The 24,740-nt window shown below is 69.7% G+C and carries 15 protein-coding genes, 2 tRNA genes and 1 pseudogene; 5 read left to right on the top strand and 13 right to left on the bottom strand.

Going from position 1 to position 24,740, the window contains the following annotated elements; all coding sequences use genetic code 11:
- Entirely contained in the window at positions 1–1,752 is a 1,752-nt protein-coding gene (locus K338_RS24475; protein ID WP_211218215.1) for an N-acetylmuramoyl-L-alanine amidase, read from the top strand.
- Positions 1,753–1,792: 40 nt separating this feature from the next.
- Here K338_RS24475 and K338_RS0110525 read toward each other — a convergent pair whose 3' ends face one another.
- Genes K338_RS0110525 through K338_RS0110515 form a run of 3 tightly spaced genes read right to left on the bottom strand, consistent with a single transcriptional unit; the run spans position 1,793 to position 3,298 of the window.
- The gene (locus tag K338_RS0110525; RefSeq protein ID WP_022918134.1) at positions 1,793–2,005 is read right to left on the bottom strand and encodes a CDGSH iron-sulfur domain-containing protein; all 213 of its coding nucleotides are present in this window, start codon (positions 2,003–2,005) and stop codon (positions 1,793–1,795) included.
- Complete coding sequence (locus K338_RS0110520) at positions 2,002–2,943, bottom strand: iron-containing redox enzyme family protein (RefSeq protein ID WP_022918133.1); 942 nt, start codon at positions 2,941–2,943, stop codon at positions 2,002–2,004. Before K338_RS0110520 ends, K338_RS0110525 begins: the two co-directional genes overlap by 4 nt.
- A 52-nt stretch (positions 2,944–2,995) precedes the next feature.
- Positions 2,996–3,298 (bottom strand): DUF4235 domain-containing protein, encoded by a 303-nt coding sequence (locus K338_RS0110515; RefSeq protein ID WP_027286708.1) that lies wholly within the window; start codon positions 3,296–3,298, stop codon positions 2,996–2,998.
- Positions 3,299–3,737: 439 nt separating this feature from the next.
- Between K338_RS0110515 and K338_RS0110510 the strand changes: the two genes are divergently transcribed.
- Positions 3,738–4,718 carry a YihY/virulence factor BrkB family protein gene (locus K338_RS0110510; RefSeq protein WP_245542942.1) on the top strand — a complete coding sequence of 327 codons (981 nt, stop codon included), beginning with the start codon at positions 3,738–3,740 and terminating at the stop codon, positions 4,716–4,718.
- A gap of 8 nt (positions 4,719–4,726) precedes the next feature.
- Here the strand turns inward: K338_RS0110510 and K338_RS0110505 are convergent.
- Both K338_RS0110505 and K338_RS21900 read right to left on the bottom strand, forming a co-directional pair.
- Positions 4,727–4,799, bottom strand: a tRNA-Asn gene (locus K338_RS0110505).
- Positions 4,800–4,853: 54 nt separating this feature from the next.
- Positions 4,854–5,357 (bottom strand): hypothetical protein, encoded by a 504-nt coding sequence (locus K338_RS21900; RefSeq protein WP_157612356.1) that lies wholly within the window; start codon positions 5,355–5,357, stop codon positions 4,854–4,856.
- Between the two features lie 91 nt (positions 5,358–5,448).
- Between K338_RS21900 and K338_RS0110495 the strand changes: the two genes are divergently transcribed.
- Positions 5,449–5,522, top strand: a tRNA-Ile gene (locus K338_RS0110495).
- 111 nt (positions 5,523–5,633) lie between these two features.
- Here the strand turns inward: K338_RS0110495 and K338_RS26430 are convergent.
- The 3 genes from K338_RS26430 to K338_RS0110475 all read right to left on the bottom strand — a co-directional run bounded on the left by K338_RS26430 (position 5,634) and on the right by K338_RS0110475 (position 10,306).
- On the bottom strand, positions 5,634–6,794 hold the full coding sequence (locus K338_RS26430) for a DUF4352 domain-containing protein (RefSeq protein ID WP_157612355.1): 1,161 nt from the start codon (positions 6,792–6,794) through the stop codon (positions 5,634–5,636).
- 97 nt (positions 6,795–6,891) lie between these two features.
- Positions 6,892–8,931 carry a DNA primase gene (gene dnaG / locus K338_RS0110480; protein ID WP_022918127.1) on the bottom strand — a complete coding sequence of 680 codons (2,040 nt, stop codon included), beginning with the start codon at positions 8,929–8,931 and terminating at the stop codon, positions 6,892–6,894.
- Between the two features lie 82 nt (positions 8,932–9,013).
- Positions 9,014–10,306 carry a deoxyguanosinetriphosphate triphosphohydrolase gene (locus tag K338_RS0110475; protein ID WP_423817691.1) on the bottom strand — a complete coding sequence of 431 codons (1,293 nt, stop codon included), beginning with the start codon at positions 10,304–10,306 and terminating at the stop codon, positions 9,014–9,016.
- 124 nt (positions 10,307–10,430) lie between these two features.
- Here K338_RS0110475 and K338_RS0110470 point away from each other — a divergent pair, with 124 nt between their 5' ends.
- Positions 10,431–12,194 carry a glycoside hydrolase family 13 protein gene (locus K338_RS0110470; RefSeq protein ID WP_245542941.1) on the top strand — a complete coding sequence of 588 codons (1,764 nt, stop codon included), beginning with the start codon at positions 10,431–10,433 and terminating at the stop codon, positions 12,192–12,194.
- Between the two features lie 100 nt (positions 12,195–12,294).
- Here K338_RS0110470 and pulA read toward each other — a convergent pair.
- From pulA to K338_RS0110450, 4 genes and pseudogenes are all read right to left on the bottom strand, one after another.
- Positions 12,295–18,292 (bottom strand): annotated as a pseudogene (gene pulA / locus K338_RS21890) (pullulanase-type alpha-1,6-glucosidase).
- Positions 18,293–18,416: 124 nt separating this feature from the next.
- Complete coding sequence (locus K338_RS0110460; protein WP_022918124.1) at positions 18,417–19,292, bottom strand: sugar ABC transporter permease; 876 nt, start codon at positions 19,290–19,292, stop codon at positions 18,417–18,419.
- A 1-nt stretch (position 19,293) separates the two neighbouring features.
- Positions 19,294–20,886 carry an ABC transporter permease subunit gene (locus K338_RS21885; protein WP_022918123.1) on the bottom strand — a complete coding sequence of 531 codons (1,593 nt, stop codon included), beginning with the start codon at positions 20,884–20,886 and terminating at the stop codon, positions 19,294–19,296.
- A gap of 127 nt (positions 20,887–21,013) precedes the next feature.
- On the bottom strand, positions 21,014–22,279 hold the full coding sequence (locus K338_RS0110450) for a sugar ABC transporter substrate-binding protein (protein WP_027286704.1): 1,266 nt from the start codon (positions 22,277–22,279) through the stop codon (positions 21,014–21,016).
- Positions 22,280–22,458: 179 nt separating this feature from the next.
- On the opposite strand from K338_RS0110450, the gene K338_RS0110445 reads away from it, so the two are divergent.
- Positions 22,459–23,478, top strand: coding sequence for a LacI family DNA-binding transcriptional regulator (locus K338_RS0110445; RefSeq protein ID WP_022918121.1), 1,020 nt, complete (start codon positions 22,459–22,461; stop codon positions 23,476–23,478).
- Between the two features lie 20 nt (positions 23,479–23,498).
- Here K338_RS0110445 and dusB read toward each other — a convergent pair whose 3' ends face one another.
- A complete protein-coding gene (gene dusB, locus K338_RS0110440) occupies positions 23,499–24,689 on the bottom strand; it encodes a tRNA dihydrouridine synthase DusB (protein ID WP_022918120.1) in 1,191 nt (396 codons plus the stop codon).
- Positions 24,690–24,740: the final 51 nt, after the last annotated feature.

Genomic DNA, 24,740 nt, shown 5'->3' with positions numbered 1-24,740 from the left:
ATGGCACAGTTCCCCAGGGACGATGAGCATGCAGCAGGAGAGCACACCGGACTGAGCCGGCGTGGGGCGTTGATCGGGTTGGCGGGCGCCGGCCTTGCCCTCGGCCCGGCGGCGGCCGCGCTCGCTGCCCCGTCGGACGATGCCGATCCGGCTGAGCTGCAGTCCGCACCGGACGGCCCTTCGGACCAGGGGGTGAGCCGCATACCGGTGCAGGACGTCGGCGGCGGCAGCACGGCAGCCTGGCAGGTGGAGGCGTTCGAGCTGGTCGCACTCACCTGGACCGGTGCAGCTGAGCCGGAACCGTTCGTGCGGGTGCGTACCGATGGGGTGTGGTCGTCATGGACTGCACTTCCCGCGGACGGGCAGCAGACGGGCGATGCCGAGGTCACGGGCACCGAACCCCTGTGGGTGCGCAGCGCGGATGCGGTGGAGGTGTCGGTCACCGGCGACGTGCCCAGCGACCTGGAGCTGACGCTGGTCCACCCGGAACCGGTGTCCCAGGCGGCAACGACGGGCCCGGAGCCGACCGCGACGGTGGCGGCCGCCGGGCTGCCCGGTCGGTGGATCGTGCCCAAACCGACGATGGCCTCTCGGGCGAACTGGGGTGCCGACGAGTCGCTGCGGCAGAACCAGGACGGGGTGCAGTACGGAGACGTGCGCGGCGGGTTCGTGCACCACACGGCGACCTCGAACTCGTACTCTTCGGGCGAGGTGCGCGGGATCATCCGGTCGATCTACCGCTACCACGTGCTCAGCCGGGACTTCTACGACATCGGCTACAACTTCCTCATCGACCGGTTCGGTCGGATCTGGGAGGGTGCCTACGGCGGTGTGCACCGGGCGGTGGTCGCGGCGCACACCCAGTACTACAACTCCCAGTCCTTCGGCGTGGCCGCGATCGGGAACTTCCAAGAGCGCAGCGTGCCCAGCAGCGTGCTGAACGCCTACGCGGCGCTGCTGGCGTGGAAGTTCGACGTGCACGGCGTGCACTACGCCCGCAACACCGCCCGGTACACCAACGCTGGTACGCGCAACCTGCCGGTGATCTCCGGGCACCGGGACACCAAGTCCACCGCCTGCCCGGGCCAGTACCTGTACGCGAAGCTAGGCACTATCCGGAGCAGGACGCAGGACATTCTCGCTGACCGGGTGAAGCTCCGGCTCTCCGGGACCGGTGGGAAGGTGTCCACGGCCGGCGGCCGGCTGGTCGTGCTCTGGGAGTACGACGACGTGCCGGTGAACGGCACCGTCCGGCTGCAGCGTCGCCGGGCCAACGGCACCTGGCAGAACATCCGCGACATCACCGTCAGCAACGGTGAGGGCTCCACTGTGGTCGGCGCGCGGAACACCGCCTACTGGCGGGTCCGGGCGATCAGTGCACGGAGTCAGCAGATCGACACCAGCCACCCGAACGGGACCAGTAACTGGCACCGGCTGCGCTGCGTGGGTCCGGACGACCGCGCCATCCTGGACCTGAGCGGTCCGAAGGAGACCGCCAAGGGCCGGAACACCACCCTGTACATCGGCTGGATCAGCCCGAAGGGCGGGGTGACTGGCACAGTCCGGCTCCAGCGAGAGATGTCCGACGGTAGCTGGCGCACGGTCCGCGACATCGCGGTGAAGAACGGCCAGGCGACCACCACCGTGAGCCCGGCTGCCAAGACCCGGTACCGGGTGCTGTCCCGGGAGGTGACCAAGCCCAGCGGTGTACCGCGCCGGACGTCCTACCTGTACACCCTCGACGTGTGGTGAGCCGCAGTCTCGTGCGGCTCGCGCGTGGGGTCAGCGGACGTCAGCGGCGGCAGTGCTGACTCAGGACCTTGTGCGTCCCGTCGCACCAGGGCGGGATCATCGACTCACCGCACCGGCACACGGCGCTCACTGGGCGGCTGGTGCGGTGCTGCTGGCCGTCCTCGTCCTGCACCACGTGGTCGCCGCGGAGCAGCATCGGCCCGTCCGGGCACAGGATGACGTCCGGGTGGTCCGTCCGCTCCGGCCGGTTCATGCCGCCCACTCCTGCAGCATCCGCTCGGCGTACCGGTCCTCGAGATCCATGCTGGTCCAGGCGCCGAAATAGACGTCCTCGAGCAGGTCCGGCTCCTCCTGCAGCAGCACGCCGCAGATCGTGCGTACCGCAAGCTGTTCATGCACTGCGTCCGCCTCGACGTGCTCGAGGTAGTAGTCGATCATCGCGGTCGGGAAGCCCAGTCGGTCCAGACCTTGCGCCATCCGTCGGGACGGCGTGGAGCTGGTGGCCTCGAACGCGGCGAGGAAGCCCAGGGATGCGGCGCGCAGGCGCCGGTTCAGGCCGAACAACGACATCGCGTTGTTCTGCTCCAGGATCTCCACAGGGGCGTCGTCGACGTAGCTGCCGTACTCACGCCGTAGACCGCTCGCCTCCAGGCCGAGGGCGAACAGGTGGGCATGCAGGCGGTCCGGGTCGCCGCACCCGTACTCGTCGAACTGCAGCTCCATCACGGCCGCCTTCACCGGGTCGGACAACCGCGGGATGGCCCAGGTCGTGTGGTCGGACTCCTTGAGGTGGTAGATCGAGCGGTGCCGCAACAGCTCGCGCACCTGCTCGCTGGTCGCGGCCCGTTGTACATGGGCTGCCACAGAGGGCCCGTCGTGGTCGGCGATGTAGGCGAAGAACGTCTCGGCGAACGGTTCTGCGTGTGGAGCGGGCGGAGTGCGGTCCCGCAGGATGCGCTCGAAGTCCTCCTCCAGGTGCCGCCGCACGGCGATGAGGTGCGGATCCCACTCCAGTGCGGCCGGGACGTCGTCGAAGCCGCGGTAGTGCTGCTCGTACAGCGCCCAGAGGGTGAGCTGGGCGTCCTCCGCGACCTCCGCCTCCGGCACCTGGACCAGGTGGGCTGTGGCGCCGTCGCGCATTGCAGCCAGGACCCGGTCGCTCAACGGCCCGCGAGCCTGCGGTGTCAGCATGACCATGCTCCTGTCGGTGATCGGTGGCTGGCTGGTGGAATCGCAGCGGTGCTCAGTCGCCCGGCCATTCCCCGGTCCAGCGTTCGAAGGCCCGGGCACCGCTCCGGCTCACTGCGGCCTTCACCGCAGCGAAGATGGCACCCTGGATCAGCGCGCCGAGGACCACTTCCTTGAAGGAGTACTCCGACTCCAGTGCTCCGGGCGGGTCCCCCTGGTCCCTGTTGCCGACCCGTTTCCACACCTGTTTGAAGATCTGTCCCGCGACCAGGCCGGCGATCACGCTGCTGACCAGCCCGAACGGGCGGTACAGGATCTTTGCTGCCGTGTTGGACTGCTGTTCCGTCTCCAGTGCCATCAGGGTCTCCGTCCCGTTCCAGCGATCCGCGGCCAGTTCCAGCACCTGGCGCCTCTGGTCTGAAGCAGGATCTCCACCAAGCCGGCGGGGTCGCCGGCCGGTGCTTGGAGTCCACCGTAAGCGCGGCACCCGGATGCGCAACCTAGAGCAGAAGATGCGCAGGAGCCGGCCGCACACGATGATGAGCGCACCGGTCTCGGGTAAGCACACGTGATGTCTTACTTCTGGACCGTGCCGTAGGTGCGCCCTGCCCCCGCTCGCCCGGCTGTTCAGACACCAGTGGGAGACGACCATGGCCGAACGGCGTACGACTGACCCCGATCAGACGAGGAAGGGGAGAGGCTCTCGCCGGAGGGCTGCTCCGGCCCGCCGCCGGGGGAAGGCGGACTCCCCCACTGAGCTGCGCAAACCGTCCTGGCTGTTCATCCTGCGCCGCACGGTGAGCGAGTTCGTCACCGACCAGTGCCTGGACCTCGCGGCAGCGCTCACCTACTACGCGATGCTGTCGATCTTCCCGGCCATGATCGCTCTGGTGTCGATCCTCAGCCTGGTGGGGCAGCAGTCGCTGACCGACCAGCTGGTGGATCTGGTCTCCGCGGCCGTACCGGACAGCGCGATGAGCACCCTCGAGCCCGTCATCACCAGCCTCACCAACGCACCTGCACCCGGAGTCGGTCTGCTGGTCGGGCTGCTGGCTGCGTTGTGGACGGCGTCCAACTACGTCAATGCGTTCTCCCGCGCGATGAACCGGGTCTACGGCGTCACTGAGGGGCGCCCGATCTGGAAGCTGCGGCCGGCGATGTACGGGCTGACCGTGCTCATGCTGCTGCTGGTCGCGGTCGCGACGTCGATCCTGGTCCTCAGCGGTCCGGTCGCGCGCGCGGTGGGCGAGCTGGTCGGCCTCGGGAGTGCTGCGATCACCGTGTGGTCCATCGTGAAGTGGCCTGTGCTGCTCGCGATCGTCGTGGTCGTGATAGCGCTGCTGTACTACGCCACCCCGAACGTGAAACAACCCCGGTTCCGGTGGATCAGCCTGGGTGCGATCATCGCCATCGTGGCTGCTGCGCTCGCCTCGACAGGGCTCGGGCTCTATGTCGCCAACTTCGCCAAGTACGCCACGACCTACGGCGCGCTCGCCGGGGTCATCATCTTCCTGCTTTGGCTGTGGATCATGAACCTGGCGCTACTGCTGGGGGCCGAGTTCGACGCCGAGCTGGAGCGTGGCCGCCAGCTGCAGGCGGGCCTGCCGGCTGAGGACACCCTTCAGCTCCCGGCACGGGACACGCGTGCTGCTGCCAAGCGGGCCGCCCGGGAGGAGAAGGACCGACAGCGGGCGCGTGAGCTACGCACCTCAGGAGGCCGCAGCGCTGGGGAGCATGCGGACCGGGAACAGGCCACCGGACAGGATGGTGTGCACTGAGGCAAGGGCTCCCCCGACTGGACTCGAACCAGTAACCGTCCGATTAACAGTCGGATGCTCTGCCTATTGAGCTACGGGGGATCGCGACGACAATACTAACAGCGTTCCTCCGTGCTCCGGACCGCCGCCACCGGCTCAGGGCGTGAGTCCCACTACACCTCGGATCCGGGTCTCGAGATCGGCGGCTCGGCGGTCAATGTCGGTCGGAGTGCGGCGGGCGCCGGAGATGGTCACCTGGGAGAAGAGCGAGCCGTCTGGGTTGCGGCGGATCGCACCCCGGAGCACACCACCACCCGGCAGCTCTTCGGTCTCCACGTGCACGAGAGAGTTGTCCACGCGCTCCTTGACCGCGAAGGTGAAGTCGGCAACCCCGGGTTGGTCCCCGACCGGCAGGACGGTCGGTTCCGCCCCGTCCACCCAAGTCACGGTCAGCTCTTCGGTGTCGGAGTCCATCGTGGCCCGGTCCACCTCCGCCCACGGACGGTCCACCAGGCTCTTCTCGGCCTCCAGGACCAGCACCCGCTCGGCCGTCGCCACCGCCCAGTGACCATCGGTCAGCTCCCGGCTGGCCAGCACCTTGGCGCCGGCGGGAATCTGGGCACGGATCGGTTCGGGCAGCTGCCGCAGAGATCGACGCATGGACATGACACTAACCCGTGCCCGGCACCCATTACGATTGTCGGCGCCGGCCCATGCCACGGACCGGCGGCGGTGCGCCGCTGCGCGCCCGGCCCCAGTAGCTCAGCTGGTCAGAGCAGCGAACTCATAATTCGTCGGTCGCGGGTTCAAGCCCCGCCTGGGGCACCGCCGTTCCTCACCGAAGTGCCGGACACCGCCCGACTCGGTGCGAAACACAGAACGCCGGCCGCTCCCTTGCAAGGGAGCGGCCGGCGTAGGTGCTGACGACTCAGCGGCTCACGGGTTCACGAAAGACACGACTTGTGGTGAGTCGCTGTCCGCGAACGAGGCCATCAGCCAGTAGCCACCGGTGCTCTCTTCCGACACCTCGAACACCCAGGTCCCGGTACCACTCTCGCCGGGCGCCAGCTCCGACACCATGTACATGTCGTCCGGTGCCACGACGTTCGAGCTGTCGAACTGGTCACCGTTGGCGTTGACATACGCCATCCCGAGGTCGTTCCACGGTGTACGGGGCTCGTCGCTGGTGTTCGTGACAGTTGCGTAGACGATCACGTACTTTTTGCCGTCGCCAGGTTCGGGGTTGCCCTCGTCGACCACGAGCTGCGTTGCGTCCATGTTCGGCTCCTCGACGGTCGCGTCCCAATTCGCATCGAGAGACACGATGTCGCCGAGCGCGACGTCGTCGGTGGGGACGTCGGCTCCCCCGTTCGTCGGGTCGTCACTGGGCTGCTCGCTCGTCGGTTCATCGCTCGGCTCATCGCTCGGTTCGTCGCTGGTGGGCTCCTCCGACGGCTCGGTGGTGGTCGGGTCGGCGGTCGGCGGCGGCTCGTCGCCACCGCCTCCAGCGAGCTTCACGATGCCGAACACGATGAGCACGATCACCAACGCTGCGGCCACCCACACGTACCAGCGGGCGTACCACGGGGTCGGTCCTCCCGGACCACCAGCGCCGCCGGGACCCCCCGGACCACCGGGTCCGTACCCGCCTGGGCCACCTGGGCCGCCGTACCCGGGCTGCTGGCCGTAGCCACCGGGTGCCCCGTAGGCCGGCTGCTGGCCAGGCGCCCCGTACCCGGGCTGCTGCCCCGGCGCGCCATAACCAGGCTGCTGCCCCGGCGCGCCATAACCAGGCTGCTGCCCCGGCTGCGGACCAGGAGCGCCATAGCCAGGTTGCTGCGGACCACCAGGCTGCCCAGGTGCGCCGTACCCCGGCTGGCCGCCGGACGAAGCACCAAACGCCTGCGTCGGCTGTTCACCCCCGGGCTGCTGCCCCGGCGCGCCGTAGCCGGGCTGCCCCCCGGAGGAAGCGCCAAACGCCTGCGTGGGCTGTTCACCCCCGGGCTGCTGCCCGGGCGCACCGTAGCCCGGGGTCCCCTGCGGACCGGGCGGTGTGCTCCCCGGCTGCTGCTCCTGTGGTCCCTGCGGTTCACTCATACGGTGCAGGCTAGAGCACCGGGCAGGGTGGATGCACACCTCATCCGGGGTAGATGTCCCCACAGGACGTCCGGTGTCCGCACCGGCCGGGTACCAGCTAGGCGGACTCGTTCAGCAGCCGACGCCGCTCCTCCAGCCGCACCAGCTCGGTGAACGCCTCGCCGTAGGCCGGGTCGTTGGGATCCATCCGCTGCAACCGGCCCTTCACGTCCGCCACCTGCCGGGTCATCCCCATCCGCAGCAGCGCGACCAGCACCCCTCGCGCGTAACCGCCCAGCTCCTCGGGACGGTCCTGCGGCAACGGTGCCACCGCCAGCTCGGTGATCAGGGTGGACACCGGCCCGTCCGCCGCCTCCCGCACCTGCTCGGCCCAGGTGGCGGTAGCCCGGTCCGCTGCACTGCTACCCGCACCGCTGGCGCTCAGCTGTTCCGCCAGCTCACCAAACCGGGCCAGGCCACCTGCCGCGCGGATCACATCGTGCACCGCCCGGTGCGCCGGGACCACGAACGTGTCCGCCCCCAGGTCGTCGAACCCCGCCTCCAGAGCGTGCTGCGGTAGCTGCAGCACCACCTCGAGCACCTGACGCTCCAGCCGTGCTACCGGGTCGTCGCGGTAGCGGGCCGCCGCCCGAGCGGCAGCCGCTGCTGGTGCCGCGTCCTGATCACCGGCACCGTCCTGGGCCCGCCCCTGCGGGCCGCCCCCACTCGGCCCCGGACCAGGGCCAGGGCGCCTGTCCCGGCGAGTTCCGCCGTCATCGGCTGGCCGAGGTGCCCGCGCTGCTCGGTTGACCGCCTGACGCACGGACGACTCGTCCATGCCCAACCATCCGGCCAGCTCGCGGGCGTACTCTCCCCGCAGCGCGTGGTCGCGGATCCGGGCTACCACCGGAGCGGTCACCCGCAACCCGTTCACGCGCCCCTCGGCCGTGTCCAGGTCCACCTGCTGCAGCACCGAGCGGATCGCGAACTGGAACAGCGGCTCCCGGTCGGCCACCAGTGACCGGACAGCCTCGTCGCCACGCGCCTGGCGCAGGTCGCACGGGTCCATCCCCGAGGGTTCGACCGCCACGAACGTCTGGGAAGCGAACTGCTGGTCCTGGTCGAACGCACGCAGTGCCGCCTTCTGCCCGGCTTCGTCCCCGTCGAAGGTGAAGATCACCTCACCGCCCACTGCGCTGCCGGAGGAGAGCATCACCCCGGCGGCCGAGCTGGCACTGTCCCCTAGCAGCCGGCGCACGATCTTGATGTGCTCGCCGCCGAACGCCGTACCGCAGGTGGCCACCGCCGTGGGCACTCCGGCCAGGTGCATCGCCATCACGTCCGTGTAGCCCTCGACCACCACCACCCGCCGGTTCTTTGCGATCGCCCGCTTGGCCAGGTCGATGCCGTAGAGCACCTGGGACTTCTTGTAGATCTGCGTCTCGGGGGTGTTCAGGTACTTCGGTCCCGGATCGTCCTCGTACAGCTTGCGCGCCCCGAAACCGACGACGGCGCCGGCCAGGTCTCGTATCGGCCACACCAACCGTCCGCGGAACCTGTCGTAGCTGCCGCGCTGGCCCTGAGAGAGCAGCCCGGAAGCGGTCAGCTCCTCAGAGGTGAAGTGCTTCTGCCGCAGGTGCCGGCCCAGGTTGTCCCACCCCTTGGGGGCGTACCCGAGGCCGAACGTCTCGGCAGCGGCCCGGTCGAAGCCGCGGCCGGTGAGGAAGTCGCGCGCAACCTGCGCCTCCGGGCTGGAGAGCTGGGCGGCGAAGTACTCGGCGGCCACCCGGTGCGCATCGAGCAGCCGCTGGCGCCGGCCCGCCTCGTGCGGGGACCGGCGCGGGCCGCCGTCGTCCTCGTAGCGCAGCTGTACCCCAGCCTTCGCGGCAAGCGTCTCCACCGCCTCGGTGAAGCTCAGGTGGTCGATCTTCTGCACGAAGGAGATGACGTCGCCACCCTCCCCGCAGCCGAAGCAGTGCCACAGGCCCAGGTGCGGACGCACGTGGAAGGAGGGGCTGCGTTCGTCGTGGAACGGGCACAGGCCCTTCATCGAGCCCACGCCGGCGCTGCGCAGGGTCACGTGCTGGCCGACGATCTCGTCGATCTTCGCCCGCTCCCGCACCGCGGTGATGTCCTCACGACGAATGAGACCGGCCATATCGACGAGTGTAAGTCGTCGCAGCGCGACCCGGGTGCGGCGTCCACAGCGGACCGGGTGCGGGAGGTGGTGGGCCCCGCCGCTACAGCGCGGTGCCCACATCCGGTCCGCAGAGCCGGGCGTGCCACTCCAGGGCGGACAGGTCGGTGAGCGAGGCCACCTGGTCCACCACCACCCGTAGCCGGATGTCGTCGTCACCCGCCTGGCCGAAGTCCTCGGCGAACATCTCCGCGAGCGCGATCTCCGCCCGGTCGTAGAGCACGGCGACCAGGTCGGTGAGGATCAGTCGCTGGCGCTGGTAGAGGGGGTCGTCCTCGCGCGGGGCCATCACATACGTGGCAGCGATGCCCTTGAGGACGCTGATCTCTGCGAGCACCTCGTCCGGGACCACCACGTCCGCGTCGTAACGCACCAGCGGGCCGTCCCCGAACGACTCCCGGGTGGCTCGCGCGGCAGCCACGCAGAACCGGCCGATCAGCTGGCTGGTCATGTCCTTCAGCCGAGCCTGCCCGCGGCGGGTGCCGTCATAGCTGTGCACCCAGTAGTCCAGCGAGGTGAGCTGGGTGATCGCCGCATCCAGCACCTCGTCCCCGACCGGCGGGTCGTACCACTGGCGCACCAGGGTGATCACCTCTTCCCGCTGCACCTCGCCAGTGATGGTGCTCAGGTCGACCCGGCCGGAGAAGACCGCGTCCTCCACATCGTGCACGGAGTAGGAGACGTCGTCGGCCAGGTCCATCACCTGCGCCTCGATGCACCGTTTCAGCTCCGGGGCGCCTTGCCGCAGCCAGCGGAACACCGGCGCGTCGTCGGCGTAGACCCCGAACTTGTGCGTGCTGGACCCATCGGGTCGCACCGGGCCCTGACCGGCGAACCACGGATACTTGGTGGCGGCGTCCAGGCTGGCGCGGGTCAGGTTCAGTCCCACGCCGAGCCCTTCCGGGGTGAACGTCTTCGGCTCCAGCCGGGTGAGCAGCCGCAGTGTCTGCGCGTTCCCCTCGAACCCCCCGATACCGGCGGCCACCTGGTTCAACGCGGTCTCTCCGTTGTGCCCGAACGGTGGGTGACCCAGGTCGTGGGCCAGGCAGGCGGTGTCCACCACGTCCGGGTCGCAACCCAGCGACTTGCCCAGCTCCCGTCCGACCTGGGCCACCTCCAGGGAGTGGGTCAGCCGGGTGCGGGCGAAGTCGTCGGTGCCCGGCCCCAGCACCTGGGTCTTGGCGCCGAGACGGCGCAGTGCCGAGGAGTGCACGATCCGTGCCCGGTCCCGTTCGAACGGCGTGCGGTGGGCAGTCTTCGGCGGCTCTGCGTACCACCGCTCGATGTCCAGCGCCCCGTAGCCACGGACCGGTATCTGCTCCTGCACCACGCCCACCAGCCTAGACGGTGGGGGTCTGCCGCCCCCGCGGCGGTGCCGTGCGCAGGTGCCCGAGCAGCCTCTGGCGCTGTCCCGTCCGGGCGCCGTTGATGTTCCGCCCGGAAATGACCAGAATGGCGCGGTGACTGTTTCCGCATCTGTGCCCCTGGGCACCCTCGACGAGACCACGAGCACCCTGATCCACAGCCCGGCGGGGCCAGATCCCGAGTGGTGGCGCACGGCGGTGATCTACCAGATCTACCCCCGCTCCTTCGCCGACGCGGACGGTGACGGGATCGGTGATCTGCCGGGAATCACCGCTCGGTTGCACCACCTGGCCGAGCTTGGCGTCGACGCGATCTGGCTGTCCCCGTTCTACACCTCCCCGCAGCACGACGCCGGCTATGACGTGGCCGACTACCGTCAGGTCGACCCGCGGTTCGGGACGCTGGCCGACGCCGACGCCCTCCTCGCCCGGGCCCGCGAGCTCGGGCTGCGGGTGATCGTGGACCTGGTGCCCAACCACACCTCCGACGAGCACGAGTGGTTCCAGGCCGCCCTGGCCGCTGCCCCGGGCTCGGCCGAGCGCAACCGGTACATCTTCCGCGACGGCCGCGGCGAGTCCGGCGAGGAGCCGCCCACCAACTGGGAGAGCGTCTTCGGTGGCCGCGCCTGGACCCGGATCACCGAACCGGACGGCACCCTCGGCCAGTGGTACCTGCACCTGTTCGACTCCCACCAGCCGGACCTGAACTGGGAGAACGAGGAGGTCCGGGCCGAGTTCGACGATGTGCTCCGGTTCTGGCTGGACCGCGGTGTGGACGGGTTCCGCGTCGACGTGGCGCACGGGCTGATCAAGGACCAGGAGTTCCCCGACTGGGGCGGGCACACCACGATGGTCGGCGGCCAGGACGACGACTCGGTCGAGGCCGGGGACCGCCCGCAGGCACCGATGTGGGACCAGCCCGGTGTGCACGAGGTGTACCGCCGCTGGCACCGGGTGCTCGCCGACTATGACGGCGACCGTGCCCTGGTGGCCGAGGCATGGACAGACACCCCGGAGGCGCTGGCCCGCTACGTCCGCCCGGACGAGATGCACCAGGCCTTCAACTTCGACTTCTTGTGCACCCGCTGGGACGCCTCCGAGCTGCGGGCCTCGATCACCCGGGGGCTGACCACGAGTGATGAGGTGGGAGCGCCGACCACCTGGGTGATGTCCAACCACGACGTGGTCCGCGCCTCCTCCCGGCTGGGGCTGGCCGAGACCGGCAAGGGTCCGAACGGGATCGGCGCCGAGGACACCCAGCCGGATGCGGCGCTCGGGCTGCGCCGGGCATCGGCTGCGGCGCTGCTGATGCTGGCTCTGCCCGGCTCGGCGTACCTGTACCAGGGTGAGGAGCTCGGGCTTCCGGAGCACACGGCCCTACCGGACCAGCTGCGTCAGGACCCTGCGTTCTTCCGCACCGAGGGTGCCGAGAAGGGCCGCGACGGCTGCCGGGTGCCGCTGCCCTGGGAGGCCGACGCCCCCGGGTTCGGCTTCTCCCCCACCGGCACCACCTGGTTGCCGCAACCGGAGGACTGGGCTTCCTTCGCCCGCGACGCCCAGATGGACCAACCGGGCTCGACGTTGGAGCTGTACCGGGCCGCGCTGCGGCTGCGTGCCGAGTGGGAGCTGGGTGCGGGTTCGCTTGCCTGGGTGGACGGGCTGCCCGGTGCCGCACGCGACTCGGTGCTCGCCTTCCAGAACGGGTCGGTGCTGGTGCTGGTGAACCTCGGCGAGCAGGACCTGCGTCTACCGGAGGGCACCGAGGTGCTGCTCGCCAGTGCGGACCTGTCCGGGTCCGGCGACGGCGCTGCAGTCCTCGCCCCGGACGTCACCGCCTGGGTGCAGCTCCCCCAGGTATAGGCGGGCGGCCTCACACTGAGGTACTCCTGTGACATGGAGGCGCGAAACTCGTACCTCCGTGTCACAGGAGTGCCTCGGTCGGCGATCGGGCGAGGGGTGCCTACTCGGTGGTCAGGCTCCGGCGCCGGGCGAGGAGCACCACCGCGGTGCCGAGGATGATCGCCAGCACCGCCCAGGCCACCAGGGCCGGTAGCGCCACACCGGTGGCGGAGAGCTCACCACCGGCTCCTGTGGCCCCCTCGTCCGAGCCGCTGGCGTCGCTGTCGCTCGGTGCGGGGTCGCCGGTGCCGCCCGGGTCGGTCGGCTCCTGCGTCGGGTCAGGCACCTCGGTGGGCTCCTCGGTGGGATCCGGTTCGCCGGCCTCCTGGTCGTCCACCAGCACCGCCACGGTCCGGCCGGGGACGGTCACGGTCCCGGTGTCGGCCTCCCACTCGGTGCTGCGCACCACGTCGTCCACACCGTCCTGCTGCACCGCGGAGAGGGTGAAGTCTCGTCCGGCGAAGCCGTCGACCTGCTCGGTGATCGGCTCGGGCGAGGCGTTGAACACGGCGAGCACCCCGTCGAGGTCTGGGTCCACGTCCTGTGCCCCGGCCAGGTCGTCGATCGCCATCACGATCAGTCCCGGGGTCGCGTCCGGGCCGGCCTGCGGGAAGCTGACCTTGTCCTCGATCGCCTCCGCCGAGCCGAGCCGGAACAGGTCGGTGGAGAACCGCAGCCGGAGCAGGTCCTGCGCCATCTGGCTGGCGTGCTCGATGTCCGCCGGCTCCGGGACCAGGTCCTCGTCGGCCAGCAGCGGGCCCATGATGTCCCAGCTGTCCTCGTTGTCGGCCGCTGGTGGCAGCCCGACCCCGAAGGTGTTCGACTGGCCGCTCCAGTCCAGCTCGTTGAAGTGGTCGCCGGAGTTGTAGCTGTTCCGGTCCAGGGACTTCGACCGGAGCAGGTCGGTGCCGGCGTGCCAGAACGACGGCGTCTGCGCCAGGGCGGTGGTCGCCAGGGACAGGATGTTCATCCGCACCCGGTCGGTCATCGAGGTGTCCGTCGGCAGCTTGAACACCAGGTTGTCGTAGAGCGTCTCGTTGTCGTGGGCGTCCACATAGCTGATCACCTCCGCAGGCTGCTGCGCATACCCGGCGCTCTGGCCGTTGTAGTCGATCTGCGCACCGGTGAGCACCTCACCGGAGGCAGTGCGGAAGGAGTAGTCGGCCAGGTTGCCGGCCAGCCCGAGGCGGACCAGGTCGCTCTGCTGCGCCAACTGCGCCGCCTGCTCCTCCGGCGAACCCGCCGCCACCGCGTTCGGGTCGGTCGCCGAGCCGGAGCCGAAGCCCTGGATGCTGCGCTGGTCCTCGTCGAACGGACCACCACCACGCACTGCATCGCGCAGCCGGTCGGAGAACGTGCCGATGCCGCTGCCGCCGAGCTGGCCCTGGATCGCCTGGGTGAACCGGGCGTTGCCGGTCACCTCGCCGAAGTCCCAGCCCTCGCCGTAGAGATACACGGACTCCCCGTCCACCCCGTCCTCGGCGAGAGTGAGCTCGTCCAGGGCATCCCGCACCGCCTGCATGTTCTCCACCGAGTGGTGGCCCATCAGGTCGAACCGGAAGCCGTCCACGTGGTAGTCGGCGGCCCAGGTGACCACGGAGTCGACCATCAGCTTCTCCGCCATCTCGTGCTCGGTCGCCACGTTCTGGCAGCAGGTGGAGGTCTCCACCTGGCCGGTGGCGTCCAGCCGGTGGTAGTAGCCGGGCACGATCCGGTCCAGCACCGAGGGCGCCTCCTGACCGGAGTAGGTGGTGTGGTTGTACACCTGGTCGAGCACCACCTGCAGGCCCAACGAGTGCAGACCGCCGACCATGGTGCGGAACGCCGCCACCCGGTCACCACCGTGCTGCCTCCCCTCGGCGGCGTAGGAGCCTTCTGGGGTCTGGTAGTGCAGCGGGTCGTAACCCCAGTTGAACCCGTCCTGGTCAGCGACGGCAGCCACCGCCGCCTGCTGCTCGGGTGAGTCCGGGCCGGCGTCCGGGATGTCCGGTTCCTGCTGCGCGGACCGGTCCTCCTCGATGGTGGCCAGGTCGAACGTGGGCAGCAGGTGCACCGTGTTCATCCCGGCCTCGGCCAGCTCGCGCAGGTGGTTCACCCCGTCGCTGTCGCTGAGGGCGAACGCGCCATAGGTGCCGCGCAGCCCGGCCGGTACGGTCTCGTCGCTGATGGAGAAGTCCCGCACGTGCAGCTCGTAGATGGTGCGGTCCACCGGGTCCTCGATCACCGGGGCGGGTACCTGCGTCCACTGCTGGGGCGCCCACCCGCTGGTCGTCCAGGTCCGCCAGCACCGAGTGCGTGGAGCCAGCCGTCAGCCCTACCGAGTACGGGTCGGTCACCGAGCTGGTGAGCACCTCGTCAGCGGCGTCGGCGTACACCTGCACCTGGTACCGGTAGGACTTCCCCTCCCAGTCCGGGCTGCCGGTCACCGTCCAGGTCCCGTCGCCACCTCGGGTCATCGGCACCAGCTCCGGCGCCGCCCGGGTCTGCTCGCTGCCCGGCGCCCACAGCTGCAGGTCCACCTGGCGAGCGGTCGGCGCCCACACCGCCAGGCTCGGGGTGCCCTCGGCCCAGTGCACGCCCAGGGTGCGCTCGGCTGCCTCGTCGGCGTACAGGTCGTCCAGCACGCCGGGGATCTGCACCCCGGTGAACGCCACCAGCTCCCCCGCCTGCTCGGCCGAGACCCGCAGCTGCCCCTTGAGCGCCTCGGCGACCTCCGCCGTCGAGAGTCCCTGCACCTGCAGGGCGAGGGAGTCGGACAGGTGCGGGAAGGCCTCGGCGAGGTCGTCCGGGAGCTGTGCGGCGACCAGCTCGAGCCTGGCGGAGCTCTCTGCCCCGGTGACCTGGCCGGAATCCACCGACATCCCGCCGTCGGCGGCCTGGTGCAGCGAGAAGGTGAGGTCCTCCAGCGCGACGTCCTCCGGCAGCAGCGAGCGCGGCCAGGCGATCGTGGTGGCAGCCACCCACTGCGCGGCCTGCTCGCCGGCACCGGGCAGCGGCGGGTTCTCCGCGGTCACGGTGAGCCGGTGGCTGGCGGAGTCGTAGCTGAACGTGACCACGTCACCGGCAGTGGCGCTGAAGGTGATGTTGTCCCCGTCCGGGACGCCATCGGCGCCATAGTTCTCGTCCCAGCTGCGCCCGTGGGCGACCTTCACCTGGTAGCTGCCGGTGGCCAGGGCGTCGGTGGACCACTCATAGGTCCCGTCCCCGTCGCTGTCGTGCATCCAGGTGGCCATGCAGTCCGGTTGCCAGTCCGCGGGGCAGCCGACCTGGCTCTGGAAGCTGCCCGGCAGGGTGAGGATCTCCCCCTCGGCAGTGCTGCTGAACCGGTGCGTGGCCGGGTCGTAGAAGAAGGTGATCTCGCCGCCGTCGTGCTGGTAGGCGACGTTGTCCCCGCCGGGCACACCACCGGCCCCGTCGTTCTCCTCCCAGCTGCCGCCGACGGCCACCTTGTACTCATAGTCCCCGGCGGGCAGGTCGAAGGTGGCCGAGTAGACGCCGTCCTCGCCGAGGGCCAGGGCGGCCACCTCGCACCCGGGCTGCCAGTCCCCGGCGCACCCCATCGCGGCGTTGTGGCTGCCCGGGACGGTCACCAGCTGCTCGGTGGGTTCCTCGGCGGCGGTGCCGTCCATCGCCTGCCCGACCACCCCGAGGGTGGATGCGGCCACCCGGTGCCCGGCAGCGTCCTCGGAGACCGCCCGGTACTCCACCATCGTGCCGGTGGGCAGCCCGGTCACGTCGTGGAACACCCGGGGCGCGTCGCCGGTGGTGGTGCCCAGTGGTGTCCAGTCGCTCTCGCCGAGCAGCCGGTAGGCGAAGGAGGTCTGCGCCCAGGTGTGCTCGGCGATCTCGGCCTCGATCGGTGCCAGCTCCGCCAGCGCACCGCCCTGCCCCGGGGTGAGTGTGATGCTGCCCGGTTCCGCCGGGGCGCCCACGGTGCGGTCGGCCACCAGCACGACGGCGGACAGCGGCGGGACATCCAGGGTCACCTGGCCCTGGGCGTCCGCGGTGACCGGGGCGTGGTCACCGGACACGGTGGTGTAGTCCGCTCCCGGGGTGAGGGTGGTCAGGGTGGTGGTCACCGGGTCGGCCGAGCTGTTCAGCGCCACCAGGTGCTCGATCCGCTCCTGGGCATCCACCCGGGCGAACGCGTACAGGGGCCCGTCGGCAGCCAGCTCGATCTGCGCGCCGCTGGTCAGCGCCTGGTGCTGCTGGCGCAGCGCGGCAAGCTCGGCGATGTGGGTGTACATCGGGGCGCTGGTGTCATAGTGGTCGGTCTCGCCGATCTGTTCGCCACTCAACCGCTGGTCCTGCTGGTACTGGGGCACCTGGCTGGCGAACATGTCCTGCCGGGCGTCCTTGTCCCCGCCCTGGCCGACAAAGCCCTGCTCGTCACCGTAGTAGACCACCGGCTGCCCGCGGGTGAGGTACATCAGCGAGTGCGCCAGCCGGGAGCGCTGCAGCTCCTGACCGGCACCCTGCAGGAAGTAGCCGACCCGCCCCATGTCGTGGTTGCCGAGGAAGGTGGGCAGCGCCCCGGCGTCGGAGGTGGGGGTGGTGTAGTAGTCGTCCGCGGCGAACAGCCCGGACAGCCCGGCGGCGCTGCCACCGCGGGCGTAGGCCACGGCCGAGGACTGGAACGCGAAGTCCAGCACCGAGCTCATGTCGGTGCTGCGCACGTACGGAGCGAGCAGCCGGGCGTCGGCTTCGTAGACCTCACCGAAGGTGAAGAAGTCGTCGTTGCCGGCCGAGTGGGCGTAGTCGAGCACCTCGGTGGTCCACTGCTGCCAGAACTCGAGGTTCACGTGCTTGACCGTGTCGATGCGGAACCCGTCGATGCCCAGGTCGATCCAGTCGGAGTAGACGTCCACGAACCCCTGCACCACCTCCGGGTGCTCGGTCATCAGGTCGTCCAGGCCGTCGAAGTCGCCGTAGGTGACCGACTCCCCCTCCCAGGTGGAGTTGCCGCGGTTGTGGTAGAGGGTGACGTCGTTGAGCCAGTCCGGCACCAGGGTCACCCCCTCCTCGCGCACCGGGGTGTAGGGGAAGGAGGTCTGCCCGTCCAGCTCCGGGAAGCTCCCGGTACCGGCGTAGTCGGCCGGGTCGAAGGGGGTGCCGTCCACGTCGGTGTAGGGCGAGGTGGCCTGGTCCACGTAGTCGTAGCTGCCCTCGGCGTAGTCGATCACGTCCGCGGTGTGGTTGGTGATGATGTCGAAGTAGACCTTGATGCCGCGGGAGTGTGCGTCGTCGATGAGCGCCTCGAGCTCGGCGTTGCTGCCCAGGTGCGGGTCGATCTGGGTGAAGTCGGTGACCCAGTAGCCGTGGTAGCCGGCCGAGGCGTCCGCCCCCTCCCCCTGCACCGGGCGGTTCACGAACGACGGGGTGAGCCAGATCGCCGTGGTGCCCAGGTCCTCGATGTAGTCCAGCCGCTGGTGCAGGCCGGCCAGGTCGCCGCCGTGGTAGAAGCCCTTGTCGGTGGGGTCGTAGCCGTGGTCCAGGCGGTCGCCGGAGATGCCGGCGGTGTCGTTGCTGGCGTCACCGTTGGCGAACCGGTCGGTCATCACGAAGTAGAACTGCTCGTCCGAGCCGGCCTGGTGCACCGGGTCGGCCACCAGGGCGGCGTCCGCCTCGGTGTAGCCCTGGTCCAGGTCGGGTGCGGTGACGCTGAGCAGCGTGGTGGTCTCGTCGAAGGTGAGCTGCAGCGTGGTCGGACCGGCCAGCCGGATCTGGTAGTTCTCCTCGCCGCCGCCCACCCCGTAGGAGGTGTCCCAGTCGCCGTCCAGGACCACCTTGACCTCGTGGTCGCCGGCGGGCAGCTCCAGGGTGGTGGTGTAGCTGCCGGCGTCCTCGCCGGGCTGCAGGGCGGTGGCGGCGCAGTCGGCCTGCCAGTCCTCGGCGCAGCCGAGCTCGTCCTGGAACGTGCCGGCGAGCACCACAGTGTGCGCAGCGGCGGCGGCCTCCGGGGCGAGGGCGGTCTCGGTGGCCACCAGGCCGGTGCCGAGCAGGCTGAGCGCGGCGCCGAGAGCGAACCAGGCGCGGGGACGGGTGGTGCGGGACAACATCAGACTCCTTCGTCAGGGCGCAACAAGCCGCCGGTGCGGTGCAGAACGTCTCATCTGGGCGCAACGGTGGGGTGGGACGTGCCGGCCTCGGGGCCGGGGTACTACCTACCTGGGGCTGGGCCGATCACCCCTTGACCGAACCGCTGGTCAGGCCGCCGACGATGTAGCGCTGCAGGAACAGGAACAGCAGCAGCACCGGGATGGCGCTGATCACCGCACCGGCGGCGAAGATGCCCCAGCGGGCGTCGAACTGGCCGGAGATGAACTGGTACAGGCCGACCGCCACGGTCAGCCGGTCCTGGCTCTGCAGCACGATGCCGGCGATGATGTAGTCGGAGAACGTGGCCACGAAGGACAGCAACCCGACCACGGCCAGGATCGGGGCGGCCAGGCGCAGGATGATGGTGAAGAACACCCGGGCGTGGCCCGCGCCGTCGATCTTGGCCGCCTCGTCCAGCTCCTTGGGCACCGAGTTGAAGAACCCGTACATCAGGAACGTGTTCGTGCCCAGGGCGCCACCGAGGTAGACGGCGATCAAGCCCACCTGGGAGTTCAGGCCGAGCACCGGCACCACGTCGCGCAGGCTGAGCAGCAGCAGGAAGATCGCGACGAAGGCCAGCATCTGCGGGAACATCTGCACCAGCAGCAGGCCGGTGAGCCACTGACGGCGGCCGGCGAACCGGAACCTGGAGAAGGCATACGCCGCGGCACCACCCATGAGCACCACACCCACCGCCGTCACGCCCCCGATGAACAGCGTGTTCGCAACCCATGTCGGGAACATCGTGGCCAGAAGCTGCTCGTACTGGCTGGTGCTGACCTCGGCGAACAGCCGGTTGGAGCCGGTGAGCGTGCCGCGGTCGGACAGGGATGCGGACAGGATGTACACGATCGGGAACGCGGCGTAGACGATCGCCACGGCGGCCACCGGGTAGCGCCACCCCACCTCACGCCACCACCGCTTGCCGCGCACCTCGGTCGCAGAGGTCACCACTGCCATCTCAGAGCACCTCCTCGAGCTTGCGGGTCTGTCTGAAGCCGAGCCAGGAGATCAGCCCGACCATGAGGAAGATCAGGATCGACATCGCCGAGGCGAGCCCGTACTGGGTGGAACCGGACTCGATCGCCACCGCGTAGACCATGGAGATGAGGATGTCGGTGGCGCCCACCGCGATCGGAGACCCGGGGAAGTTCGGGCCACCCTCGGTGACGAAGTAGATGAGGTTGAAGTTGTTGAAGTTGAATGCGAACGAGGCGATCAGCAGCGGCGCCACGGAGATCATCAGCAGCGGCAGAGTGATCGAGCGGAACATCCGCCACACCCGGGCGCCGTCCAGCCTCGCCGCCTCGTACATGTCCGAGGAGATGGCCTGCAACGCCCCGGTGGTGATCAGGAACATGTACGGGAACCCCAGCCAGAGGTTCACCCCGATCACGCTCAACCGCGCCAACCAGGCGTCGGTCAGCCACGGAATCTCCGCGCCACCGAGCAGCACCTGGTTGATGAACCCGAATCGTCGGTTCAGCAACCCGGCCCAGACCAGACCGGAGAGGAACCCCGGGAAGGCGTAGGGCAGGATCAGCAGCGAACGGATCACCTTTCGGCCTCGGACCCGCGGGTGGTTGAACACGATCGCGAAGAACAGGCCGAGGAAGAACGTGGTGGCCACGGACAGGAAGCCGAAGGCGAAGGTCCACACCAGCACCTGCAGGAACGGACCGGACAGCCGCGCATCGGTGAACATCCGGGTGAAGTTGTCGAACCCGACGGGCACCCGCCAGCCCACCCGCAGGGTGGAGCCGTCGTCGGCGGCGAACATACCTTCCCCGTTGTCCCGGTACACCACACCGGTGGTGGTGTCGGTCAGGGCGCCGGTGGCCTCGTCATAGCTCAGCGAGGGCTGGTAGAGGAACCCGGTGGACCCGGTCTGGGTGCGGATGCTGCCCTGCTCCGCATCGCCGAAACCGACCCGCAGGGTGGTGATCTCCTCCTGCTGCTGCAGGATCTCCTCGAAGGTGAGCACCTCGTAGCCCGGGACAGCGGTGATCGCCCCGTCGGCCACAGTCGCCTCCGGGGCGGGCTGGAACGGTGAGTCGGACGTGCCCACCAGCACGGCGCCGTCATCGAGGATGGCGAAGCCCAGCTGCTCATCATCGCTGCTGACCACGGCCAGCGGATAGGCCGGTGTCCCCTCCACCCGGTGCTCGTTCTGTGCGAGGTTCGCCTCGATCGCGGCTTCTTTGGTGCCGATGTGGCCGGTGCCGTAGTTGGTGAAGGCCACGTAGCCGGTGTAGGCCATGGTGAACAGCTGGTACACGCACAGGAACACCAGTCCGGGCACGAGGAACTTCGCCGCGAGCATCCGCTTGGAGAAGTAGGCCCAGTTGACCACGACCAGCAGGACCACCATCGCGGCGAGCATCCCCCAGTGGCCCACCTGCCAGGAGGAGTAGAGCACGAACAGGCCGAAGGCGTTCACCAGCGCCATCAGCACGAGCTTGACGAAGAAGAACTTGTTCATCTCCCGCGCGTGGGAGGTGCTGCCGCGGACGTCGACGGTGGACGTGGGCTTGTTCTCGGTGCGTAGGGACACGTTTCCTCCGGGACCAGGTGCGCCGCGATGCGCGGAGCCGCACTCCGGGGCCGGCACACCGCCGGCACGGGAATAGTCACCAGCCTGCTCGGGAGGGGCGTTTCCTGCGCCCCTCCCGAGCGGGTGGTCAGGCGGCGTCGATAGCGCCCTGGATGTTCTCCACCATCGTGTTCCAGGCTGCTGCCGGATCACTGGCCGCACCGGAGACGATGTCCGCCTGCGTGGTGCCCCAGAACGTCCAGACGGCGTTAATCTCCGGCAGCGCCGGCATCGGCACACCGGCCTCACCGGCCTCGGCGAAGCCAGCCACGATCGGGTCGTCAGCGAGCGCGTCGGCCGCTGCGGTCAGTGCCGGGATGCGCCCGCCGGTCTCGTACAGCGCGATCTGCACGTCCTCAGTGGCCGCGTAGTTCACCAGGAACTCGTTCGCGAGCACCGCGTTCTCCGAGTAGGAGGAGACGTAGAAGCCCTGCACGCCCACGAACGGCGCCGCCGGCTCCGGGCCCGCGCCGGGGATCGGCAGCACGGAGATGTCCAGCCCAGCGTCGGTGAACGCGGAGATGTTCCACGGCCCGGTGATCATGTAGGGAGACTCACCGTTGGCGAAGGCCTCCTTGGCGATGTCACCGGTGATCGCAGTGTCCAGCACACCCGAACCGGCCTGACCGATGGAGCCCAGGTACTCCGCGAACGCCTCACCGTTCTCCCCGCCGAGGGCCAGCTCGGGCACGTAGGAGCCGGACTCGTCGGTCTCGAACACCGGGGCGCCGAACGAGGTCTGCAGCGGGTACATGTGGTACGCGTCGCCCTCCTCGCCGACCTGGATCAGCACCGGGTACTCCGCGTCGGCGTCCTCGCCCTGGGCGATCAGGTCGTCGAAGGTGTCCGGGGTGTCGCTGGCCAGGTCGTTGTTGCGCACCAGGGCGATGTTCTCGATGCCGTAGGGGACGCCGTAGACCTGACCCTCGTAGGTGAAGGCGTTCACCGCGACCTCGGAGAACTCCTCAGCGGTGGCACCGAGCTCGACCGGGCTGACCACACCGTTGGTGACCAGCTCCCCGGCCCAGTCGTGCGCGCCGACGATCACGTCCGGCCCCTCGCCGGTGGGTGCCTGGGCGAGGAACTCCTCGCGGATGTCGTCGAAGTTCTTCTCCACGACCTCCACGTCCACGCCCTTGTCCTCCTCGAACTGGGCGACGATGTCGGTGATCGCGTCCGCACGCAGCTCGTCGGCCCAGACGGTCAGCGAACCGGAGGCCTGCTCCTCGCCGCCGTCGGCCTGGTCGGAATCTGCGCTGCCGGGTTCCTCGGGCGCCTCGGCCGTGCCGCCCGAGCACGCGGCGAGCACCAGCGTGAGGCCGGCCGCCGCAGTGATCATCATGCTTCGTCGCATCCGCTCTTCTCCTGATGTGGGACTGGTGGAAGGCCGCCTGCGTCGATGCGTCCTGCGGCCGGGACACTCCGAAGATAAGTGCTCGACTGGCATCCTGCAAGCCCTTGCTGTAACTTTCAGATCACGCTTTCAGAATGAGGGGCACCGTCGGTGGCGGGGCGCCAGACGAGGAGGTCGCCGTGTCCTCACGCACTCGGCTCACCGATCTTGCCGACCAGGCCGGTGTCAGCACCGCGACGGTCTCCCGTGTGCTCAACGGCAAGCCGGGAGTGTCCGCACAGGCCCGGCAAGCGGTGCTCGCGGCCCTGGACATGCTCGGCTACGAGCGGCCGGAAAAGCTGCGCGGCAAGTCTGCGGGCCTGATCGGCCTGGTGGTCCCGGAGCTGAGCAACCCGGTGTTCCCGAACTTCGCGCAGAAGATCGAGGCGGCACTCACCCATTCTGGTTACACACCGTTGTTGTGCACCCAGGCACCTGGGGGCACCACCGAGGACGAGTACGTGCAGATCCTCCTCGATCACAGCGTGGCAGGGATCATCTTCGTCTCCGGGTTGCACGCCGACTCCGAGGCGAGCCCGGAGCGGTATCAACGGCTGCACAGCCGCGGGATGCCGATGGTGCTGATCAACGGGTACTCGGCCAGCGTGGACGCGCCGTTCATCTCCTCCGACGACGCCGGTTCGATGGACCTGGCGGTGCGGCACCTGGTCGCTCAGGGGCACACTCGGATCGGGCTGGCGATCGGTCCGCAGCGATTCGTTCCGGCCGAGCGCAAGGTGGCCGGGTTCACCGCCGCGCTGCGCGAGCGGCTCGGCGTGAGCGACCCGGGCGAGCACGTGGCGACCAGCCTGTTCACCGTGGAGGGCGGGCAGGCGGCAGCCACAGAGCTGCTCGCCTCCGGGCACACGGCGATCGTCTGCGGTTCGGACATCATGGCGCTCGGGGCGATCCGGGCGGCGCGGTCACGCGGGCTGTCGGTGCCGGGCGAGGTGTCCGTGGTGGGCTATGACGACTCCCCGCTGATCGCGTTCACCGATCCCCCGCTGACCACCATCCGGCAGAGCGTGGACGCGATGAGCACCGCTGCGGTGAGCACGATCCTCGCCGAGATCGACGGCACCGGGGCACCGCACACGGAGATGCTGTTCACCCCGGAGCTGATCGTGCGGGACTCGACGGCGGCTGCCCCGCAGGGCTGAGACGTGCGCCGGACGTGTGCTCAGCCGCCGGAGATGGACAGCTCCGCCTCGGCGAGCTGGGCCCGCCAGGACTCATCCATCACTCGCGAGTCCAGCCAGCCCTCGGGCACGTGCGGCCGCTTCGGGCTGCCGGCCCGGCCCCGCGGCCCCTCCGCAGCCTCACCCGGATAGGGCTGGGACAGGTCCAGTGCCTCGAGCCGCTCGTCCAGCTCGGCCAGGGTGCTGACCAGGCCGAGCTGCCGGCGGGCCTCGCCGCCGACCACGTACCCCTTCATGTACCAGGACAGGTGCTTGCGCAGCTCGCGCAGTGCCTTGAGCTCTTCGCCGAAGTGCTCGACCATCAGCAGGGCGTGCCGCCGGATCACCTCGGCCACCTCGGCCAGCCCGGGTCGCACCCGCAGGTCCGAGCCGGCGAAGGCGGCGACCAGGTCGGTGAACAGCCACGGCCGGCCCTGGCAGCCGCGGCCGACCACCACCCCGTCGCAGCCGGTGTGTTCGACCATCGCCAGCGCATCCTCGGCGGACCAGATGTCCCCGTTGCCGAGCACCGGCACCTCGGTGATCGCCTGCTTCAGCGTGGCGATCGCGTCCCAGTGTGCGGTGCCGGAGTAGTAGTCGGCGGCGGTGCGGGCGTGCAGGGCGATCGCGGCTACGCCGGCGTCCTGGGCGTGCCGGGCGGCGTCCAGGTAGGTGAGGTGGTCAGCGTCGATGCCCATCCGCATCTTGATGGTCAGTGGCACGTCGGTGCCGCGGGTCTCCTCAGCGGCAGCGGTGATGATGGCGCCGAACAGGTCCGACTTCCAGGGCAGCACCGCTCCCCCACCCTTGCGGGTGACCTTGGCCACCGGGCAGCCGAAGTTCAGGTCGATGTGGTCGGCGCGGTCCTCGGTGACCAGCATCCGCACGGCAGCGCGCACAGTGGCGGGGTCCACACCGTAGAGCTGCACCGAGCGGACGGCCTCACCGGCATCGTGGGAGATGATCCGCATCGACTCCGGGGTGCGCTCCACCAGGGCCCGGGAGGTGACCATCTCGGCGACGTACAGCCCGGCCGGTGCTGGTCCCGCGGCGAGGTCGGGCCGGTCGGCGGGCAGCCCGGCAGCGCCGGCCTCTCGGCAGAGGCGGCGGAACGGGGCGTTGGTCACGCCCGCCATCGGCGCAAGCACCACGGGAGTGCCGACGGCGATGGGTCCGATCTGCAGTCCACTCACCCTGCCATTCTCTCAGCTGGGCGGGGCCGGCCATCACCGGGCCCGATCGGG

The sequence above is a fragment of the Ruania albidiflava DSM 18029 genome, from assembly GCF_000421225.1.
Taxonomy (GTDB): domain Bacteria; phylum Actinomycetota; class Actinomycetes; order Actinomycetales; family Beutenbergiaceae; genus Ruania; species Ruania albidiflava.
This window is presented reverse-complemented; position numbering and strand designations above follow the sequence as displayed.

Coding starts and splice junctions, on each gene's coding strand:
- K338_RS0110450 (WP_027286704.1), bottom strand. CDS start 22,279: ATGCGACGAAGCATGATGATCACTGCGGCGGCCGGCCTCACGCTGGTG.
- K338_RS24475 (WP_211218215.1), top strand. CDS start 1: ATGGCACAGTTCCCCAGGGACGATGAGCATGCAGCAGGAGAGCACACC.
- K338_RS0110520 (WP_022918133.1), bottom strand. CDS start 2,943: ATGCTGACACCGCAGGCTCGCGGGCCGTTGAGCGACCGGGTCCTGGCT.
- K338_RS0110460 (WP_022918124.1), bottom strand. CDS start 19,292: ATGGCAGTGGTGACCTCTGCGACCGAGGTGCGCGGCAAGCGGTGGTGG.
- K338_RS26430 (WP_157612355.1), bottom strand. CDS start 6,794: ATGAGTGAACCGCAGGGACCACAGGAGCAGCAGCCGGGGAGCACACCG.
- K338_RS21900 (WP_157612356.1), bottom strand. CDS start 5,357: ATGCGTCGATCTCTGCGGCAGCTGCCCGAACCGATCCGTGCCCAGATT.
- K338_RS0110525 (WP_022918134.1), bottom strand. CDS start 2,005: ATGAACCGGCCGGAGCGGACGGACCACCCGGACGTCATCCTGTGCCCG.
- K338_RS0110515 (WP_027286708.1), bottom strand. CDS start 3,298: ATGGCACTGGAGACGGAACAGCAGTCCAACACGGCAGCAAAGATCCTG.
- dnaG (WP_022918127.1), bottom strand. CDS start 8,931: ATGGCCGGTCTCATTCGTCGTGAGGACATCACCGCGGTGCGGGAGCGG.